General features: G+C 67.1%; 21 protein-coding genes and 1 pseudogene. 4 read left to right on the top strand and 18 right to left on the bottom strand.

The window, feature by feature from the left end:
* Positions 1–128: 128 nt before the first annotated feature.
* On the bottom strand, positions 129–722 hold the full coding sequence (locus ABT115_RS07620) for a hypothetical protein (protein WP_351785121.1): 594 nt from the start codon (positions 720–722) through the stop codon (positions 129–131).
* A gap of 220 nt (positions 723–942) precedes the next feature.
* Between ABT115_RS07620 and ABT115_RS07615 the strand changes: the two genes are divergently transcribed.
* Entirely contained in the window at positions 943–1,446 is a 504-nt protein-coding gene (locus ABT115_RS07615) for a DinB family protein (RefSeq protein WP_351785118.1), read from the top strand.
* Between the two features lie 156 nt (positions 1,447–1,602).
* Here ABT115_RS07615 and ABT115_RS07610 read toward each other — a convergent pair whose 3' ends face one another.
* Positions 1,603–2,784 (bottom strand): PP2C family protein-serine/threonine phosphatase, encoded by a 1,182-nt coding sequence (locus tag ABT115_RS07610; protein ID WP_351785115.1) that lies wholly within the window; start codon positions 2,782–2,784, stop codon positions 1,603–1,605.
* 395 nt (positions 2,785–3,179) lie between these two features.
* The gene (locus tag ABT115_RS07605; RefSeq protein WP_502969042.1) at positions 3,180–4,049 is read right to left on the bottom strand and encodes an LLM class F420-dependent oxidoreductase; all 870 of its coding nucleotides are present in this window, start codon (positions 4,047–4,049) and stop codon (positions 3,180–3,182) included.
* Positions 4,050–4,607: 558 nt separating this feature from the next.
* Here ABT115_RS07605 and ABT115_RS07600 point away from each other — a divergent pair.
* Positions 4,608–5,369 (top strand): MerR family transcriptional regulator, encoded by a 762-nt coding sequence (locus ABT115_RS07600; RefSeq protein ID WP_351785112.1) that lies wholly within the window; start codon positions 4,608–4,610, stop codon positions 5,367–5,369.
* Between the two features lie 142 nt (positions 5,370–5,511).
* Positions 5,512–6,078: a putative immunity protein gene (locus tag ABT115_RS07595; RefSeq protein ID WP_351785110.1), complete on the top strand. Its 567-nt coding sequence runs from the start codon at positions 5,512–5,514 to the stop codon at positions 6,076–6,078.
* A gap of 263 nt (positions 6,079–6,341) precedes the next feature.
* Here ABT115_RS07595 and ABT115_RS07590 read toward each other — a convergent pair whose 3' ends face one another.
* The 3 genes and pseudogenes from ABT115_RS07590 to ABT115_RS07580 form a co-directional block, all read right to left on the bottom strand.
* The gene (locus ABT115_RS07590) at positions 6,342–6,638 is read right to left on the bottom strand and encodes a hypothetical protein (protein WP_351785107.1); all 297 of its coding nucleotides are present in this window, start codon (positions 6,636–6,638) and stop codon (positions 6,342–6,344) included.
* A 77-nt stretch (positions 6,639–6,715) separates the two neighbouring features.
* Positions 6,716–7,327, bottom strand: a complete 612-nt coding sequence (locus ABT115_RS07585; protein ID WP_351785104.1) for a hypothetical protein — start codon at positions 7,325–7,327, stop codon at positions 6,716–6,718.
* Positions 7,328–7,339: 12 nt separating this feature from the next.
* A pseudogene (locus tag ABT115_RS07580) lies at positions 7,340–7,582 on the bottom strand (hypothetical protein); the annotation flags it as partial.
* 221 nt (positions 7,583–7,803) lie between these two features.
* On the opposite strand from ABT115_RS07580, the gene ABT115_RS07575 reads away from it, so the two are divergent.
* Positions 7,804–7,995 (top strand): hypothetical protein, encoded by a 192-nt coding sequence (locus tag ABT115_RS07575; RefSeq protein WP_351785101.1) that lies wholly within the window; start codon positions 7,804–7,806, stop codon positions 7,993–7,995.
* Between the two features lie 59 nt (positions 7,996–8,054).
* On the opposite strand, the gene ABT115_RS07570 is transcribed toward ABT115_RS07575, so the two are convergent.
* The 12 genes from ABT115_RS07570 to ABT115_RS07515 form a co-directional block, all read right to left on the bottom strand.
* A complete protein-coding gene (locus ABT115_RS07570) occupies positions 8,055–8,705 on the bottom strand; it encodes an OmpA family protein (RefSeq protein WP_351785281.1) in 651 nt (216 codons plus the stop codon).
* Positions 8,706–8,713: 8 nt separating this feature from the next.
* Complete coding sequence (locus ABT115_RS07565; RefSeq protein ID WP_351785098.1) at positions 8,714–9,331, bottom strand: hypothetical protein; 618 nt, start codon at positions 9,329–9,331, stop codon at positions 8,714–8,716.
* A 31-nt stretch (positions 9,332–9,362) separates the two neighbouring features.
* Positions 9,363–9,974 carry a pilus assembly protein TadG-related protein gene (locus ABT115_RS07560; protein WP_351785095.1) on the bottom strand — a complete coding sequence of 204 codons (612 nt, stop codon included), beginning with the start codon at positions 9,972–9,974 and terminating at the stop codon, positions 9,363–9,365.
* Complete coding sequence (locus ABT115_RS07555) at positions 9,971–10,204, bottom strand: hypothetical protein (RefSeq protein WP_351785092.1); 234 nt, start codon at positions 10,202–10,204, stop codon at positions 9,971–9,973. The genes ABT115_RS07560 and ABT115_RS07555 overlap by 4 nt, the downstream gene beginning before the upstream one ends.
* Before the next feature lie 257 nt (positions 10,205–10,461).
* Complete coding sequence (locus tag ABT115_RS07550) at positions 10,462–11,559, bottom strand: response regulator (RefSeq protein WP_351785089.1); 1,098 nt, start codon at positions 11,557–11,559, stop codon at positions 10,462–10,464.
* 84 nt (positions 11,560–11,643) lie between these two features.
* Positions 11,644–12,960: a sensor histidine kinase gene (locus ABT115_RS07545; protein ID WP_351785086.1), complete on the bottom strand. Its 1,317-nt coding sequence runs from the start codon at positions 12,958–12,960 to the stop codon at positions 11,644–11,646.
* A gap of 50 nt (positions 12,961–13,010) precedes the next feature.
* The gene (locus ABT115_RS07540) at positions 13,011–13,898 is read right to left on the bottom strand and encodes a DUF5936 domain-containing protein (RefSeq protein ID WP_351785278.1); all 888 of its coding nucleotides are present in this window, start codon (positions 13,896–13,898) and stop codon (positions 13,011–13,013) included.
* A gap of 14 nt (positions 13,899–13,912) precedes the next feature.
* Positions 13,913–14,851: a type II secretion system F family protein gene (locus ABT115_RS07535; protein ID WP_351785083.1), complete on the bottom strand. Its 939-nt coding sequence runs from the start codon at positions 14,849–14,851 to the stop codon at positions 13,913–13,915.
* Positions 14,852–14,861: 10 nt separating this feature from the next.
* On the bottom strand, positions 14,862–16,199 hold the full coding sequence (locus ABT115_RS07530; RefSeq protein WP_351785081.1) for a TadA family conjugal transfer-associated ATPase: 1,338 nt from the start codon (positions 16,197–16,199) through the stop codon (positions 14,862–14,864).
* 68 nt (positions 16,200–16,267) lie between these two features.
* The gene (locus ABT115_RS07525; protein ID WP_351785079.1) at positions 16,268–16,669 is read right to left on the bottom strand and encodes a TadE/TadG family type IV pilus assembly protein; all 402 of its coding nucleotides are present in this window, start codon (positions 16,667–16,669) and stop codon (positions 16,268–16,270) included.
* Positions 16,670–16,672: 3 nt separating this feature from the next.
* Complete coding sequence (locus ABT115_RS07520; RefSeq protein ID WP_351785076.1) at positions 16,673–17,146, bottom strand: TadE family protein; 474 nt, start codon at positions 17,144–17,146, stop codon at positions 16,673–16,675.
* A 3-nt stretch (positions 17,147–17,149) separates the two neighbouring features.
* Complete coding sequence (locus ABT115_RS07515) at positions 17,150–18,454, bottom strand: CpaE/TadZ family protein (protein WP_351785074.1); 1,305 nt, start codon at positions 18,452–18,454, stop codon at positions 17,150–17,152.
* Positions 18,455–18,456: the final 2 nt, after the last annotated feature.

Raw genomic sequence — 18,456 nt, 5'->3', positions numbered from 1 at the left:
TTCAGCCACTCCACGCATCCGACCACATCGGCACCCTTCGAGCATGGGCCTCAGGGCCCAATACAAGGCTCAAAGTCGCAGAATCCGGCCTGAGTTGCAGAATCGAAAAGGCCAGGGAGCCGCCGCCGCTACCGGCTGGGGACCTCGCTCCCGAACAGCATCCACGGCGACTCGTCGAACGATGCCACTCCGGACAACTGCGGCTGCATCGCGGCGATTTCATGCCGTACGGCGAGCGTGTCGGGCCAACTATCGAAGAAAGTCGTGCCGTTGATGACGACACCGCTCCAGTCGGTCGCCGCGGAGGCGCCCTCCCGGTCGACCACAAAGCCGATACAGAGCACGGAAGCCCGCCCTATCGCCTCCCTGATCGCCCGCGCAGCCACCTCCTGCTCGTCCCACGTCAGCCGCCCGAATCCGAATTCGAGCGCGACGACTCCGTCCCCCATCCGCCGGATACGCGCGCGCACGTCGGTTCCGCCGTTCACCCACAGCAGGAAGTCGACCTTGTCGATCCGTTGCAGGCCGGCCAGGAGTACGAGTTGCTCCCTGGTCACCCACGAAGGAGTGCCCCACGGATCCGGCCCCGGGCCGAGGAGTGTGACCCGCCTCGTTACGGGGTGACTGAGCCGCAGCCCCGCCGCGTCGAGATCGCCGAAGAGCGACTCGGCATCCGGTCGGCTCCAGCCGAGGTGGTACGAGTAGAAGAAACCGTTGCTCATCAACACATCACCCCAAGAAGTGGTGGAGCGTGCAGATCCAGGTGCGCGTGGGCACGCCTGACAGGCGCTCGTGTCGGGCGCCGGTCAGGTGGCTCACGGTTCGGTCGCGTACGAGCGTAATCAGCCCCGCCCGCCCGGGCTTGGGCCCACGGACCCAGGGGCGGGCCCCAATGAACAATGCGATGGACAGGGGGTCGCAGATCGCAGATCGTTTACCCCCATGACACGCACCGATTCACCTCCCGCATGGGACGAGCGCACCCAGTTGGCCACCTTCCTCGACTACGCCCGCGACACCGCACGCGCGAAGTGCGAGGGCATTTCACCGGAAGACGCCCGCCGGGCCCTGCTGCCCGGCTCCCCCCTGATGACGGTCTCCGGGCTGATCAACCACCTCAGCTGGGTCGAGTACTACTGGTTCGAGGTGGCCTTCCTCGGCGGCGAGGACGAAGGGCCGTGGACGGACGAGGACCCCGACCGTGAGATGCGTATCGCGGTGGACATGCCGCTCGCCGATGTTCTGGAGGCGTACGAGGCACGGACCACCCGCTATCGCGAACTGGTCGCCTCCCACGACCTGGACACTCCCGCCAAGCGCCCGCGCAGGGACGGCCAACACCCCGATCTGCGCTGGATCGTCCTACACCTGATCGAGGAGACCGCGCGGCACAACGGCCACCTCGACGTGATCCGGGAGATCGTCGACGGCACCACCGGTGTCTAGCGGCAAGATTTTCGAGGTGCCCACGGTGTTCGCATCGATGGAGAACCCGTACCACCTGCGGGACGTACCCAGGGTACGGACCGTGATGGTGATGCGGTCGAACACTGGCCGTTGGTCGTCCGCCGGCAGGAATCCGACCCCGGCGTCGAACTTGATCTATGTGCCGGCTCCGCCGGGGTGGTGCCGGTGGTGACCGTCGGTGGGATGGGGCGTGAGGTGCGGCCGGTGAGAGGGAGCGCATTCGATGATCAGGAGTGCGGCGTCGTCGACGGGGTGGCCGCCGATGTGGGTGAGCAGATCGCGGTGGATGTGGTGCAGCAGAGTATCGGGGTTGGTGGTGGGGAAGGAGGCGACTCGTTCGGCGAGCGGGTAGAACACTCCGGACGGCGAGCGGGCTTCGATGACGCCGTCGGTGTAGAGGACGAGCATGTCACCGCCTGTGAAGGTGAACGGGTCGGTGTGGTCGTCCTCGACGGATGGTTCGACCACGCCCAGCGGAGGCAGGGGCTGCCGGGCGTACAGGGCCGTGACCTGCTGATCGCGCACCAGCAGAGGCGGGGGATGCCCGCAATTGATCATCTCGGCCGCCGACTGGGCGTCGTCGGGGATCTCCAGGACGAGGCAGGTGATGAAGTGCTCGCCGGCGTCGTGCTCGGTGTCCGTCACGTCCTCCACGTTCCGGGAGACGCTGTCTCCGAGGGCACCTACCAGCTCGGGGAGGGTGGCATACCGGTGAGCGCCCTCACGGAATGCCCCCAGCACCAGCGAGGCCTCACCGATGGCGGCCAGTCCTTTGCCCCGGACATCGCCGATGACCACCCGGGTCGCGGCATGCGCGGCGCGGGCGAACGCGAACAGATCACCCCCGATCTCGGCCTCGTCCTCCGAGGACATATACAGCCATGCCACCTGCAACGACCCGATCCGGCGTGGCGGAGGCCGAAGCAGAACCCGCTGAGCCGTCTCCGCCACAGAGCGTGCCAGGCTCAGCGCCCGTTCACGCCGCTCCCGCATGAACCGCATGAAAACCACCAACGCGGAGAGCGCGGTCAGCGCGATGATCTGCGCCATGCGGTTGGGCGTGGCCAGTCCGCCGAGGAAGACAACGATGAGCACCTGGGCCGCCACTGCCAGGACCCCGGCGAGAGCGGTGAGCCATGGCCCGGCCAGGGAGGCGGTCAGAGCGGGCGCGATGACCAGCAGTGGGCCCAGCTGGACATTGCTCCCGGTGTAGGTATCCAGCACGGCGATCGTCACGATCAGCACGAACGGGATCGCCACCAGGCCACCGCCGGCTGGATGCTCCTGGAAGTGATGCCACAGACGTCGCACACCCATATGACCCTCAGCACCTCCTGGGCGCCCGCCGCCGCAACCTCACCGCGGGCTCCGTACAGCGCTCGCCGCACTCCCGGCCGGCCGACGTGACAGACCGCATCCCGGGTAGGACAGGCAGCCCTCACCCTCCGGTCCGGCGAGCCGGCGCAGGGCGCGCGGACCCGGCAATACTCACCCCTTCGGATGACCAAAGCCGTGCAGCGGCGCGCCATCGCCCTCCTCTCCCATGATGACCGCGCCACGCCGCCCACGCCTCGCCGGCCCACGGCAACCCACCCATCGCCCGCATCGACCACACTGCGGTCAATACGCCTGATCGGGCGGTGCGGTGCCAGGGGCGCCGGGTGGTGAATGGTGAACCAACCCAGCCCTCCGACGTCCCGCCCAGTCCGGCACTAACCGATCAACGCGATCCGGGGCACGATGTGCTCGGCTACCTGGTGGGTGAAGCTGACCGGGTGCCGGTCCGGCAGCACCTGGATCTCGCTGATACCCAGGCTCGCGTACGCCTCAGCATCCGCGAGGAACGCGTCCGGCCTGTCCAGCACCGGGCCGTTGTACATCACGGTCTTCGCGATGGCGTCGTAGTCGCGGTCCTCCGCGATGCAGTGGCCGCGCAGCACATCGAGCTTGTGGGCCACTTCTTCCTGGCCGGTGGCGAACAGATTGCAGGCGTCCGCGTACCGGGCGACCAAGCGCAGGGTCTTCTTCTCGCCCCCGCCGCCGATCATGATCGGCGGGTGCTCGCCGATCGGCTCGGGCACGCATAGCGTCTCGGCGAGCTGGTAATGACGGCCGCGGAACGGGCCGTTGTTGTCGCTCCACATCTGCAAGCAGATCAGGATCGTCTCCTCCAGCCGCTCGAACCGCTCGGCGACCGGGACCACCGGCACTCCGAGCCCGTACTGCTCCCGCTCGTACCAGGAGGCGCCGATACCCAGCCTGGCCCTGCCGCGCGACAGCACATCGAGGCTGGTGACGATCTTCGCCAGCAGCCCGGGGTGCCGGTACATCACTCCCGTGACCATCAGGCCGAGCGTCATGCGCTCGCTCACCGCCGCGACATAGCCGAGCGTTGTGTACCCCTCCAGCATCGGGTCGTCGGCGACGGTCTGCCCGGTCTCCATCTGGAAGTAGTGATCCATCACGGTGAACGACGCGATGCCCGCCTGTTCGGCGATCCGCACCGACTCCGCGAGCGTCGGGGCGATGAGCGCGGGGTCGGCCGGTGTCGAGTAGTTCCAGTAGTGCAAGCCGAGATTCACGTCCGACCTCCGCAGGTCAAGGGAGAGCGGGCCGCGACGGCATCGCCGCCCCCCATTTGCCGGTCGGCCCAAGGTCCGCTCTCAGGTTCGCCTCGTCCGGTTCATAGATTTCCACCAAGGCTGTCGGCCTCCCGATCCACCCATTCGGCCACCCTGTGCAGTCAAACGTCACGCTACGCGAAGTCGGAGTCATCGACATTTCGGTAGCGTCCGGCCGAGCAGACTCTGCGCTCAGCACGGGTACGCCATGGATACCGCCGGGTGTTCGGCTCACGCGATAGCGCACCGTTCCTGCCACTTGACCGACGCATTCGGGTCAACGATGGGCTCTTCTCGGACGCGACTTGACCTCGCTTCCGGCGAACTCCACTCCCCGGACACCCACAGCGGCAGACCGGGCCCGGCGTTCCCAGTCAGGTCCGGCGGGTCGAGCCTTCGGACGGCCGCAGCCGTGTTTCCGCAATCCGGTGCCGGTTCCGGCTTGCGGTTTCCGCTACGTCAACTTCTACCGTCTTCGGTGGGGCCGGAGAGACCGGCCCGGCGATGGGAGGCGGGGCAATGGCCTGGTCGATCGCGGATGTGGCCCGGATGTCCGGCGTGACGTCCCGGACGCTGCGGCATTACGACGAGATCGGCCTGCTGCCACCGGCGTGGATCGGGAGCAACGGGCACCGCTACTACGAGGAGGCCGATCTGCTGCGGCTGCAGCAGATCCTGCTGATGCGGGAGCTGGACCTGGGGCTGCGCGAGATCCAAACGGTCCTGGACAGCCAGGTAGATCAGCTGGACGCGCTCCGCGAGCACCACCGACGACTGCTTGCGGAACGCGACCGGCTGGAGACGCTCGCCCGCACGGTCGGCCGCACCATCGCCGAACTGGAGGAAGGCAAGGACAACAGCGACATGGCAAAGATCAACAGGCCGGAAAACCTGTTCGAGGGGTTCGAGCCCGGCCGCCACGAGGCGGAGACGCGCGAGCGGTGGCCGGAGCAGTGGGAGCAGTCCCAGCGAGCCATCGCAGGGATGACCGCCGAGGGTATGGAGCAGTGGCAGCGTGAGGCGACGGCGCAGATGATCCGCATGGCGGAGTTCATGGTGGCCGCCACACCCGTCGCCGATCCTGCGGTGCAGGCCGAGGTGGACGCCCACTACCAGGGCGTGTGCCGGTTCTGGACCCCGTGCGCGGCCGCGTACAAGGGACTGGGCCAGACCTACGTCGACGACCCTCGGTTCCGAACGAACTTCGACAGGATCGCCGACGGACTGGCTGCCTACCAGCGCGATGCGATGGCCCTCTACGCCAACGCACGGCTGAGCTGACCGACGGCACACTGCCGGGGGGCTGCAGACCCCGCAGGCAACCAGCAGATGCCACCTGCACAACCAGACCATCGACCACTGGTCGAAGAGGCCCTGACGACGCTCAGCAGCCCGGAGCCCCCTGCCGCCTCTGTCCAGCGCGATGGGCGACGATGGAATTGTGGTAGGGGAAGCAAGCGAGATCGCTCTGAGTAAGCAAGACCTTCGTGAGATCGCCGCGTTCGCTGCGGCGTGCGCGGAAGTGGTGCTCGAGGTATTCGAGGCCGATCAGCCAGGCGACTCGCGACCTCGAGACGCTATCGGTGCCGCGTGGGAGTTCGCTCGGGGTGGCGAGCGAGGGAAGTCTCTGCGCGACACAGCGTGGGCGGCCCTCAAGGCAGCCAAGAGCGCAGACACTGCGGCTGCGTGCGAGGCAGCTCGGGCAGCGATGGCTGCGGCAGGCGCCGCCTATTTGCATCCGCTGGCCAAGGCCACCCAGGTAAAGCACATTCTCGGAGCAGGCGCTCACGCGGCCAGAGCAGCCGAACTCGTCGCCGGCCACAATCCCAGTATTGGTGCCGAACACGTTGAGCGAGCAGTGCATCGTGCGACACCAATCGTCGTTGAGGTACTCAAACGCTTCCCAGTGGCACCGGGTGGCGGTGGACGGGTTGGTGAATTGATCCGCATGCTGGACGCCGACCTTCGTTCACTCACCCTCACTGAATGACTTTCAGCGTCCAGATGAGGCGGCCTCCTGACCAGGACTCTCAGCCCCGCCAGGGTTGACGAAACAGTCGGCGAGCTTCCAGACCAGCATCTTAGAGGTCGCGCACATAGGTGGGGTGGAGGAAGGAGCGGGGCGAGGGGCAAGCCGGGCAAGGCGGATGGGGTCTCCCCTGCTCGAGCGCAGCTGAGAGCTTGGGGAAGGAGCGTCGTCGACCGACGACAACGCAGCCAGGCGCCGCCCATCGGCACGCGACGCCGCCCCACCTATGTGCGCGACCTCTTAGGCTCGACGCAGGAGTACTCGGCCTCGGTCACGCCCGGCCACGCCTCGTGCGCGACGACGTGCTCCTCACCGATGAGCATGCCGTGGTGCAGCTTGCCCTGTCGGCCGGCGGCCTCCAACGAGATGGCCACCCCCGAGTTGAGGACCGTCTTCATCAGCGGCAGCAGCAGAGGGGACAGCTTCCCGTCCTCATCGATCAGACCGCAGTCCAGCAGCTCCTTCCTGGTCGCCGCGAACTCGTCGGGCACCTCGCCCCCTGCCGCCAGCTCGGAGAGCACGTCACATGCTCGTCGGCCAGCCGGAAGCGGGAGCGGGAAATGTCGAACGAAGGCATACACACTCACTTGGTAGACACTCAGGCCTGGGATTCGGCCCAGAAGTTGAAGATCCTCGAAACACCCGCCCGTACGGCGCCGCGCCGCGTGAGCACGGACCGGTCGACTCCGGTAAAGAGAGCCGCGAGGGAGACATCGGCGGGCAGGACCCGGCCCGCCGCCTGCACGGTCACCTTCCTGTCGCTTCCTAGGCCCGACTGCCGCACGGTGATGACGACACCGGGGTCTTCGGCGTCGGGCTGCCGGGACAGCTTGTACGCCCGGCGGTTGAACGCCGTGAGCGTGTACGTGTCGCCCAGATACGTCATGTGCAGGGAGCGCCCCCGGTGCGTCGGCGCCCACCGGTTCCGGCTCATCCGCACGAGCCCGTCGCCCACCCGAAGCGTCGCGCGGTTCAAGGTCGGCATCGACACGACGTCCGTGTGCGCACCGCGCGTCTCGAACGTTGCCGTGGGGATCAAACCACCGCAGACATCCGTGACGATCACATTCGGCATGTCCCGACCCGCCGGGCACACCACGCGGATGTCGCCGAGCTCCGGAGAAATGCCCTGCCAGCCGAACTTCGTGCGCCCGTGGGGCTGTTTCTCCTTCCAGTACGCGAGCGCGAACGGGCTGATGGTCGTGTGCATGTCTTTCCCTCGCTAGTCGAACAAGTTGAGGACGCTGCCCAGCTTCTTCGCCCCGTCGGCGATACCGTCCCCGATGTCCGAGGCCTTGTCGCCGACCCAGTCCGCGGCCTTCTCGATTCCGTCGCCGATGGCCTCGTGGTTGTCCCAGATCAGGCAGCCGGCGTACACCACACCTGTACCGATTGCCAGACCGGCCGTGACCGGGTTGGGCGCCACGGTCAGCGCGGTCATCGACGCGCTGAACGCCGTTCCGCTGGCTTGCTGGGTATCGACCAGACGGAGATCTCCAACATGGAGGCCGGAGTCCGCCCGATTGCACCCGCGCGTGTCCGACACGGCCCCGAATTCATGCACGCCGATGCGCAGCTGACCAAATACCGCGCACACCTGGACTGGATGGAGAGTGCAGCGATCCCCTCCGACACCTCCAGGGACTTCATTCACGCCATCTCTGGCCAACTTTAAGGAAGTTCAGCATGTCCGAGATCAACTGGGAAGAGCCTTACTGCGGCGAAGGAAACAACTGCTTCAGGCTCGGCACAGACACAGAAGGCAACGGGTTCATTGCTGTCCGAGGCCAGGAAGATCGATACCTTACCGACAGCCGCGAGGCACTCCAGCAAATGATCCGCGACATCAAGGCCGGCAAGGCCGACCACCTGCTGTAACAGCAAGGGCCCGGCACCGCGATGCGCTCGCGGTGCCGGGCCTCTGTGTGTGTGGGGCCTCAGGAAGAGGTGCCGCGCGGGAAGGAGACCTCCACGCGGCGGTTCTTCTTGCGGCCCTCTTCCGTGCTGTTGTCGGCGATCGGGTACTGCTCGCCGTATCCGCGGATATCGAAGGTAACGTTCGACCCCAGCTCCTTGACCAGCACCGACTGCACGGCATTGGCGCGCTGCTTCGACAGCACGTCACCGTGGGCCGAGGAGCCAAGATTGTCGGTGAAGCCGAAGACGCGCACCTTGGTGGCGTTCTGCTTCTTGATCTCGGCGGCGATGGCTGCGATGCGCGCGTTGGCTGCGGAGCTCAGCTTGGCGCTGTCCTTACCGAAGAGGACTTCGGCCTGGAGCGCGAACTTGATGTTCGCGTTACTGTCCTCGCGACGCTCTTCGCCGCCCTCGTCCTCGATCACCTGGACGATGTCGAGAACCTTGGCCGGGGCGAGCGTGCCGCCTTCGGGCATCTTCAGGTCGGAATCGATGGGGTCGAGCTTGACCGAGGGCACCGATGTCGACTCGGTGCCTGGCGGCACGCTCGGGCCGTCCTCAGCCAGAGCCGCCGTCGCACCGAAGACGGTACTGCCGGCCAGCAGTACCGCTACAGCGATGGCCCGCCCTGCGACATGGCGTTGCCTGTGCCGTGTACGAACGCATTCCATGTCGGCCATCACCCAGAAATCTTCAGCGAGGCAGTGGCGAACGTCGGTAGCGTGAAGTCGACTTCAGTGGTGGTTGCCGGTGGTGCCGGGAACTGCATGAAGACAGAGACCGACTTTCCGGGTTGAATCGCTGTCAACCCGGTGGTGCAGAGGCATCGCCCCTCCGTGTCCCGAAGAATGTAGTAACGCTTCTTGCCGACCTTGTCCACAAGCGTGGCGCCTGCTACAGAATTCGGATTCTGGGCCACGATGTTTTTCTCGCTGCCCGACCACTGGCCGCCACTGCGAATATCGTCCCCGTCATTCTTGATCACGCCACTGACGGTAACAAACCCGCCACTGTCCCGCTTTACCTCATTGACGACAAGAGTCAGCCCGTCGCGGCCATTGACCTGAGCGAGCTTCACATTCGGGTCCACATTTTCGCCAGCAGCCGTGTCCTCCTGCTTTGCGCCCTTGTCCTCTTCCGAGGGCGTGGACGGAGCGGAGGAGGGGGACGGACCGGCACCATCGGTCTTCCCGCCACCGTCATCGGTGCCGCAACCGACGACGGCCAGGGCCATTGCTGCCGCCAGCGAGACGGCTGCCACTGCCCTTCGGGACTTGGTGGAGCGCCGAATGCTCATGGGTTCTGATTCCTTTACTCGTCGTTCGCTGTCAATTGTCGACCAGGTGCACGTCGTAGAGAGTCTTGCTCACCTCGGACCAAGGCGGGGGATTGCTCGGCTCGATTTCGAGCATCTCTCCGCCCCTGCACGGGAAGATGTACAAGTCCTGGACACCGTCGTCGTTGAAGTCCAAGGCTTTCCACCCGAGGCAACGGAACTCGACAATGGCAGTGGCCGTGGCCTTGGCGAACTTTCTCTCCGTACCGGGAATCACCGACGAGTCCACCGGTTTACGGCCCTCGACCTCAACCGTGATCCGGTCTCGATAGCCTGCACGTGTTGTCTTGCAGGGGCTGACGACGTCAGCCTGATTCGCTGCGGCAAGTCCCTGAGCCGCAGGACACCCGGTAACCAAGCGGGTCTGAAGAAACTGCTCCAGCATGTTCCCGGGGAGCGACGCGAGGAACGGATTCCCGAAGTCGTCACGAGTCTGTTGAGCGGCAGCCAGTGCGGCGGCGTCCGCCGCCCCCTGGGCCCCATTACGCAAGGCCGAGGCCTTGCCGACGGCAAAGAATGCGAACACGAGGAAGAGCAGGCCCGCCACCATCACTACATAGATGGGGAAGGCCTGCCCTGCGTCGCGGCGACTGCGATCGATCACGTGCCCGCGGTGATGGAGGTCACCAGGCCGTCGATCCGCTCCGAGATGTTGCCGCCGATACCCGTAGCCATGATCGCACCGATGATCGCCACGACCACCAGGATGATGCCCAGGTACTCGAACGCCGTCTGACCGCGGTCCTTGGCCTCGTAGCGCTTCTGGATCGCACTGACCGCGGTGTTGGCCCAGCCGTTGACGCGAACGGCGGTCTTCAGGGTGATGTTCGACATGAAATTCCCCTCCGGGTTCGGCCGACCAGTAGTCGGCCGACTCGCACGTTTCTTGGGTGTCGCCCGCGGTTCCGGCTTCCTCCTGGCCGGAGCCGCCGGCGACATGAGAAACATACGGCCGGACACCCTGCTCGCCGGAGGGTCCCAGGGCCCATTCCCGGGCCCAAAGCGTCAGTTGGGTCTCTGCCGCCGGTTCGTGTTGGGTCCCACGCCCCGCACGTACGGTTGCAGACCCGATCCCGCTACCACTCCCCCGCTCAGTCACGATGACCACCGGCCCCGCTTACCCCTTGCCCCGCCGCGGGGGCCGTGCCGAGCCAGCGCGCGATGGCCTCGCTGCGGCTGGTGCTGTGCAGCTTGGTGAAGATGCGGTTGATGTGGTTCTTGACCGTCTTCTCGCTGATGAAGCAAGTGGCGGCGATCTGCTGATTGCTCATGCCGGACGCGATCAGCTCCATGACCTCCGCCTCCCGTGAACTCAGCTGGTACTGCCGCCTGTTGAGAGCTGTGCCCGGCCCTCCAGTCAGTGAAGACTGTGCCACAACTGGTTGCAGTTGCGAAAGACCCTGGGATGGTCGGACCGCTCGCGCCGCAGGTGGGGCCGGTTCGGGCTTGGGTGCATGTGCAGGCGCATTGTGTTGCTGAACGGGACTCGGGGCGCGGCCGTCGTAGCCGGGGCCCCCGTACGGAACACCCGTGGTCAGTGCCGCGCCGAGTCCCTCCGGAAGCGGTCGTCCCTGTGGCCCGGGGCCCTGACGCATATGAGCAAGGAGGGCGTTGGCCGCGGTGGCGGTGAAGTGGGCGCGTCCGTCCTTGGTGTCGCGTACGGCCTGTACCAACTGGTCGGCCGTGAACTCGCCATGGACCAGGTATCCGCCCGCGCCCAGGCGGAGCGCCTCGTGGACGATCTCGCTCTCTCGGCTGTAGGTCAGCATCATGACCGGCGCGACCTGTACGAGGTGGGGCAGGGCGGAGATGCCGTCGACGCCGGGCATACGGACGTCGAGCAGGACGACGTCCGGGCGGTGCTGTACGGCCAGGTCGTAGGCCTGGCGGCCGTCTGCGGCCTCTGCGACAACTTCGATGTCGTCGCGGCCGGAGAGCAGGACGCCCAGGCCGGCCCGTACCACTGGGTTGTCGTCGGCGACGACGACCCGCAGCGCACCGGGGACGGGCGTGGGCGGTCCGGCGGGGAAGGGAGGCATGGACTGGGATGCCGCGGACTGCTGGGGGACGGGGAACGCATGGGAGCTGGGCTCCGAGTTGAGCGGGATGACGTGCGAGGACGTGTGCTGGGAGGTGTGGTTCTGTGCTGCCCAGTTCTGACCCGGCGCGCGGGAGACGTCGTCCGGCATCTGCGACCTCCTCTCAGGGTTTTATGGGGGGTGAGGGTGGATTTGGAGCTGTTCACTTCGTTTGCTGTTCAGTTGAGTTGCTGTTCAGTTGAGTTGCTTTACGTCTGGAGCGGTGGTGAGAGCGGCGATCGGCAGTTCCAGGCGTACTTCGGTTCCCTTGGTCGCCTGGCCTTTTCCGATACGGATGCGGGCGCCGATGGATGCGGCGCGTTCGACCATGCCGACGAGGCCGAAGTGACCGGCGTGCCGGAGGTCGTCGAGCGTCGTCCCTGCGGGCAGGCCGCGCCCGTCGTCGTACACGCTGACGCGCAGGACACCGCCCGTCACGCCTGCCAGTACGACGAGGTAGGTGGGTTGGGCGTGGCGGTGCGCGTTCTCCATCGCTTCGGAGGCGACGGTGAGCAGCTGGCGCGCGACCACCAGCGGGACGTGCGGGACCGGCGCCTCGTTGAGCAGGCGGAATGTGGCCGTGAGGCCGTGGCGTCGGGTGAAGTCGTCGGCTCGGGCGCGGAGTTCGCGTACGACGTTTACGCCGCCGTCGAGTCCGGTCTCCCGGCGCAGGTCGGAGAGGAGTTCGCGGGATTCGGCGGCGGCCCGGCGGGCGGCGCGGGCGACCAGCTCGGCCTGGTGCTTGACGGTGAGCGGGTCCATACGGTCGGAGGAGCCCGCCAATCCGTCGGCGGCGAGTGCCAGGCCGTGCAGGGTCTTTGCGACGGAATCATGCATTTCTCGGGCGAGCCTGGTGCGTTCGGCCTCGACGGCCTCGCTGACGGCCAGACGGGCCCTGGTCTCGGTGAGCGCCTGGCTGGCGGTTCCGAAGCGGAGCAGCAAGTTGCGCAGGGTGACTCCGACGGCACCGGCGATGACGCAGAAGCCGGGGAGGAGGAATACCGTCGCGTCGGCGGGCTGCAGTTTCGGGTCGGTGCTGTACACACCGAGGACGATGACGATCTGAAGTGCGGCGAACACCGCCGCACCTCGCCAGCCGGAGACGAGCCCCGCCAGCAGCGGGGTGCACACGGTGACGTACGCGAGGGTGGACTCGGGGCCGGCGGTGATCAGCAGCAGGGCGCCGAAGAAGGCGTCTATGCCGAGCAGCCAGGGGTGGCGCAGGAGTACGGGGCCGAAGCGTTCCCAGTCACGGAACAGGAGATAACTGCCCATGAAGGTGACGAGGATGGCCGAGCCGATCAGCCAGGAGGCCAGTCCCTTCGCGGTGTGGCCGATCGCGAACGGTGTGGCTATGGCGATCATCGCGAGCCGGAAGCCGAAGACCTGGCGGCACATCGCCTGGAGCGCGTTCAGCTGGATCGCGAACGCCGGGCGTGAACCGGGATCGGCGATCGCCTGACGCACCTCAGCATTCAGTCCGGACTGAATACCGCCGATTTGGAACGACATGCCCCTGTCACCTCCCTTCGCCCGCCTGCCCACCGTCCGCCTCGGTCACGTCATCCGCCCGCGATGAAGCCGAAGTCGATGTTGGCTCCGTAGACGAAACCGACCGTCAGCAGCACCAGCGTTCCGGGAAGCAGGAACGTGGTAACCGCGAAGGTCGCCTTGGGGACGGCCCTGGCGGCCTTCCGGCGGGCGTTCTGGGCGTCGGTGCGCCGCATGTCGTTGGCGATCTGGATCAACGTCTCGACGATCGGCGCACCGAGTTCCTCGCCCTGCTGGAGTGTGGTCACGAACATCGCGACCTGCTCCGAGTCATTGCGCTTGCGCAGTTGCTCGAATGCCTCGCGGCGGCTGACGCCCATGTCCATCTGACGCAGGGTGATGCGGAGTTCGTCGGCCCAGGGGCCTTCGTACTTCTCGGCGACGCGGCCCAGCGCCTGGCGGAAGCCGAGGCCCGCCGAGACGACGACGGCGAGGACGTCGAGGAAGTCGGGGAGTGTCCGGTCGATGTGATCGCGGCGGATGCGGACCGCCGACCAGATGCCGACCTCGACCCAGAAGAGGCCGAAGGCGATCAGCAACAGCGCGAAGAAGATCTGGCCGCGCATGAGCATCGTGAAGGCGCCGAGCGCGCCGAGCCCGCCGTAGACGGCGCGGCGGGCGGCGTAGCGGTCGATGGTCAGACCGCCCGGGTTGCCCGCCAGGTCGATCTGGCGGCGCTTCTTGTTGACGGCCTTGGGGCCCATCATCCGCAGGACCGCGGGAGCCCAGCGCATGCCGAGACGGTCGATGCCGGAGCCGACTGCGCTGGTGCGGGTGGAGCCGACCTCCAGGGCGATCGCGAGGTCGCCGGGGAGTTTCGCGTCGCGCCGGTACATGCGGATACCGGCGAAGACTCCGTACACCGCGAGACCCATGACGCCGGCGAGCAGCAGGCCCATGTGCGCCCCGCCCATCAGACGTCGATCCGGGACATGCGGCGGATCACGATGAATCCGATCGCGTACAGGGCGATGGAGATGACCACCGCGACCTGGCCGATGAAGGCGCCGGTCATGCGGTCGAGTGCGCCGGGCATCACCGCGTTCATCAGGAGCATGGCGCCCAGGCCGAATATCGGGACGGCGTAGGCGGTGACCGTCACCTGGGACAGCTGGGTCTTGACCTCACGCCGGGTCTCCTTGCGCTCCTCCAGCGTCTCGGTGAGGTTGCGCAGGGAGCTGACGACCGTACCGCCGGCCCGGTTGGACAGGACGAGGGTGGTCACCAGGACGACGAGTTCGCGGGAGGGCAGCCGGTCGGTGAGCTCACTCATCGCGTCTTCGAGGGATTCACCGACGGCGAGGCGGCGGGAGACCCTGGCCAGTTCCTCGCCGGCCGGGTTCTCCATCTCGTCGGCCGCCATTCCGATGGACGTACGCAGCGCGAGGCCGGCCTGGGTGGCGTTGGCGAGGATGCGGGCGAGTTCGGGGAGCTGGTTGATGAAGTGTTCGGTGCGTTTGGTCCGCTGCCAGTTGAGGAAGGCGTTGGTGCCCCAGAGGCCGATGAGTGCGGCAATGGGCCCGAAGAAGCTGGCGAGCATCGACGAGGCGATCATCCAGAGGCCGGCCATGGCGGCGAGCGAGTAGACGAAGAACTCGCCCGGGGTGATGTCGAGGCCGGTGGCGGCCAGCTTCAGTTCGAGCTTTCGGCCCAGGCCGGTCTTGCGCAGTCTGGTGTCGAGGCCGCGGAACCGGCGGTGGCGCCCGGTCTCCGGGATGTGACCGGTGTGCGAGAGGCGGCCCACCAGGGCGTCCCGGTCGGCCTTGCCGCCGGAGTAGGCGTGCAGGCCCGCGACGCCTGTGACGCCGGCGAGCAGCGTCACGCCGATCGTGAGAAGAGGGAGATTCGTCATGGCACGGTACCTAGTTGGCCTCTCGGGTGGCGAGCTGTTCGGCGGAATCGGCGACCCCGAAGGCCTGCGGGATGGGCTGGCTGGCCATGTAGAGGCGATCGGCGATCTTGCGCGGGATCGGGAGGTACGTGAACTCGCCGTTGATCCGCCCTTCGGCGTCCATCGGCTGGGCATCGAACCGGGCGACGGTCACGATGCGGTACGGGTCGCGGCCGTGCGAGTCGAGGACGGCGATCTCGGTGATCTTGCGGGAACCGTCGGCGTGCCGGGTGAGCTGGACGATGACGTCGACGGCGCTGTTGATCTGGTCGTGCAGTGCCTCGAACGGGATCTTGATCTCGGACATCGAGGCCAGGGTCTGCAGACGCATGAGCGCGTCCTCGGCGTTGTTGGCGTGGACGGTGGCCAGCGAGCCGTCGTGACCGGTCGACATCGCCTGGAGCATGTCAAGCGATTCGCCGCCACGGACCTCACCGACGACGATGCGGTCGGGGCGCATACGCAGGGAGTTGCGGACCAGGTCACGGATGGTGATCTGGCCCTTCCCCTCGACGTTCGCCGGACGGGACTCCAGCCGGATGACATGGCTCTGCTGGAGCTGGAGCTCGGCGGAGTCCTCGATGGTGACGATGCGCTCGCTGTCGGGGATCAGGCCGGAGAGCGCGTTGAGGAGCGTCGTCTTCCCGGTACCGGTGGCGCCGGAGACGATCACGTTGAGCTTGGCCTGGACGAGCCCGGAGAGCAGGATCAGCATCTGCTCGTCGAGCGAGCCGACATTGATCATCTCCTGGAGCGTGAAGGCCCTCGGGAACCGTCGGATGGTGAGCGTGGCACCGGACAGCGAGAGCGGCGGGATGATCACGTTGACACGCTCACCACTGGGTAGACGCGCGTCAACCATGGGGTTCGACTCGTCGACGCGGCGGTTGACGGTCGACACGATGCGCTCGATGGTCTGCATCAGCTGCTCGTGCGAACTGAAGCGCATCGGGAGCTGTTCGACCTTGCCGCTGCGCTCGACGAAGATCTGGTCCGGTCCGTTCACCATGATTTCGGTGATGGACGCGTCTTCGAGGAGCGGTTCCAGGATGCCGAGACCGAGGGCCTCGTCGACAACCCGGCGAATCAGCTGAGTGCGTTCGACGGTTGAGAGGACCGGGCCTTCACGGCTGATGATGTGGCTGAGCACGCGCTCCAGCCGGGCCCGCCGGTCTGCGGCGGCGAGCGAGGACATCTCGGCCAGGTCGATCTCTTCGAGCAGCTTGGCGCGATAGGCGGCCACCATGTGGCTGTCCTCCCGCGCCCCGCCGTTCTTCTCGGGGGCGGTCATGCGTGCCCGCAGACTCATTGCGTAACTCCTCGTTCCGACTCGCTTGTTGAGCCGCTGGTGTGGCAGCGGCGCGTGCGCCGCGGGGGTCAGGTGCGGGGCATCGTGGAGCTGCGTTCGGCCGGACCCCAGATATGGACGCCCGGGATGATGTCGGGCACCTCGACACGGACGGTGCAGGTGACCTCGTCGAAGGAGGAGGATGAGCGCAAGAACTTGACCCGGTCGGCGGTCCAGTCGCTCATCGCGTCCTTGGCTGCCTGCTTGTCGCAGCCGCCCCTCGACATGCTGGCCATACGGGCTCCCGCCCGGGCCCCGGTCCCCGCCTGGTTGGCGGCATACGCGGCGAGGCCCGCCTGGATCGCGAGGAGGCCGACCAGGAGCAGGAGGGGGAGGAAACCCAGATACTCGATGGCGACCTGGCCGCGGTCGCGGCGAGGGGCGGTGGTGGTAGCGGCCGTCCGGCCGGGTGTGTGCGTGCGCTTGCTCATCGCTCAGCCCTCCAGCGGGAACGCGGCGTTGCCTTCGACGGGGAACGGCCAGTTGAGTACACCGGGCAGCAGGACCGGCACTTGCAGCCTGACCTCGGCCGTGTACATGCCGGACCTGGAACGGCACTTCGTCTGCCTCATCGACCTCTGCCAGGCCCTCGGCAGGTGCTCCTTGGCCTCATGCCGGCATTCCTGCACCCGCAGGCCTTCCGTGATGGCCCCCTGGTGCGCCGCCTTGTCCGCCGCGTTCCCCGCCAGGGAGAACGTGTAGCCGATCAGCGCGCACTGCCAGAGCGCGACCGCCAGCAGGATGATCAACGGTGTCATGCCCAGGGCCTCGATCGCGGTCTGGCCGCTGTCACGCTTACGGCCGAGCAGCCTGCCGTACAGCCGGCCCCGCGTCAGTCCCCGCTCCGGGGACGGCTCACCGCAACGCCTTCCCCGTATCTCCATGTCTGCCGTCTCGGTAAGTGCCATTGGTCAACTTGCCCCCTTGGTCGTCGCCCGGTTCCGGGCGTCGCCGTCGCGTCGGCCGATGCGTGGACGCCCGATCGAGCCCCGGTCGTTCTTGAACATTCCGCCGCTCTTGGCGCCGCTCTTCTCGGCCTTGTCCGGAACCTTCACGATGCCGAGCTCGCCCGCAAGGGCCCAGAGGGCCTGTTTGACCGTGCTCTTGGAATCGAGTTCGTGCAGCCGGCCCGCGTCGACGACGTTCTGGAGTTCTTTGAAGTTCGCGGGAACGGCCGTGTTCGCCGTCCTGGTCCCGGTGATCTTCTCGATCAGCTGCGGCTGGATCTCGGTGTTGCGGATGAACCGGTTGACCACGGTGACCGTCTCCTCCGCCTTGCGGATCTGGAGCCGTTCCCACATCCGTACGAGGCGCTTGGCTCCGCGCACCGCGATCACATCGGGCGTGGTGACCAGCAGCGCCGCGTCGGCCATCTCGATGGCCGCGGCGCTGGCGCCCTGCAGCTGGCTGCCGCAGTCGATCACCACGACCTCGTGGCGCGAACGCAGGGCGCTGACGATCTGCCGGGCCGAGCGGTCGCTGACCTCCTCGGCGCTCTCGCCCTCGCCGGGTGCCAGCAGCAGCGCGAGGCCGGTGCCGTGGCTGAACACGGCGTCGGACAGGACGCGCGGCGAGATGTCGGTGATCGTCGACAGGTCGACGATGGAGCGCCGGAACTGCACATCGAGGTAGGAGCCGATGTCGCCGGCCTGGAGATCCATGTCGACCAGGGCGACGGAGCGCCCGGACGCCTGGGCCGCCAGGGCGAGTTGGACGGCGGTGACAGTGGCGCCGACCCCGCCCTTGGCGCCGCTGACCGTGATGACGGTACCGCCGGGGCCGGTGAAGACATCGGTGCCAGTGCTCAGGTGGCGGCGGACGCCGACGGACCACTGGGCGGCGGACTGAACCCGGTTGGCCAGTTCCTCGTAACTCAGGGGCAGGGTGACGACGCCTCGTGCACCCGACTCCATGGCGGACGAGAACAGGCCTGGGGTGACGTCGGCGGTGATCAGCACGACCCCGATGGCGGGGAAGCGCAGGGAGACCTCCCGGATCAGTTCCAGCGCCGGCACCGGACCGATCCGCTCGTGGACCAGCACGACCTCGGGCAGCTCCTCGAGCGATTCGCCCGCGAGGCGGGCGAGAGTGTCGATGAGCTGGGTCGAGTCACCCGCCGGAGTGGCCGGTTCAGCATCGGGGAGCTGGCTGAGCAGGGTGGTGACGGATCTGGCCGCGTCGACGTCACCGACGGCCGGGAGGATCCTGGTGGTCATTC

It is taken from the genome of Streptomyces sp. NPDC001832 (assembly GCF_040297265.1).
Lineage (GTDB): Bacteria > Actinomycetota > Actinomycetes > Streptomycetales > Streptomycetaceae > Streptomyces.
Note: the sequence above shows the minus strand (reverse complement) of the source record. Positions and strands in the feature narration are given on the sequence as shown.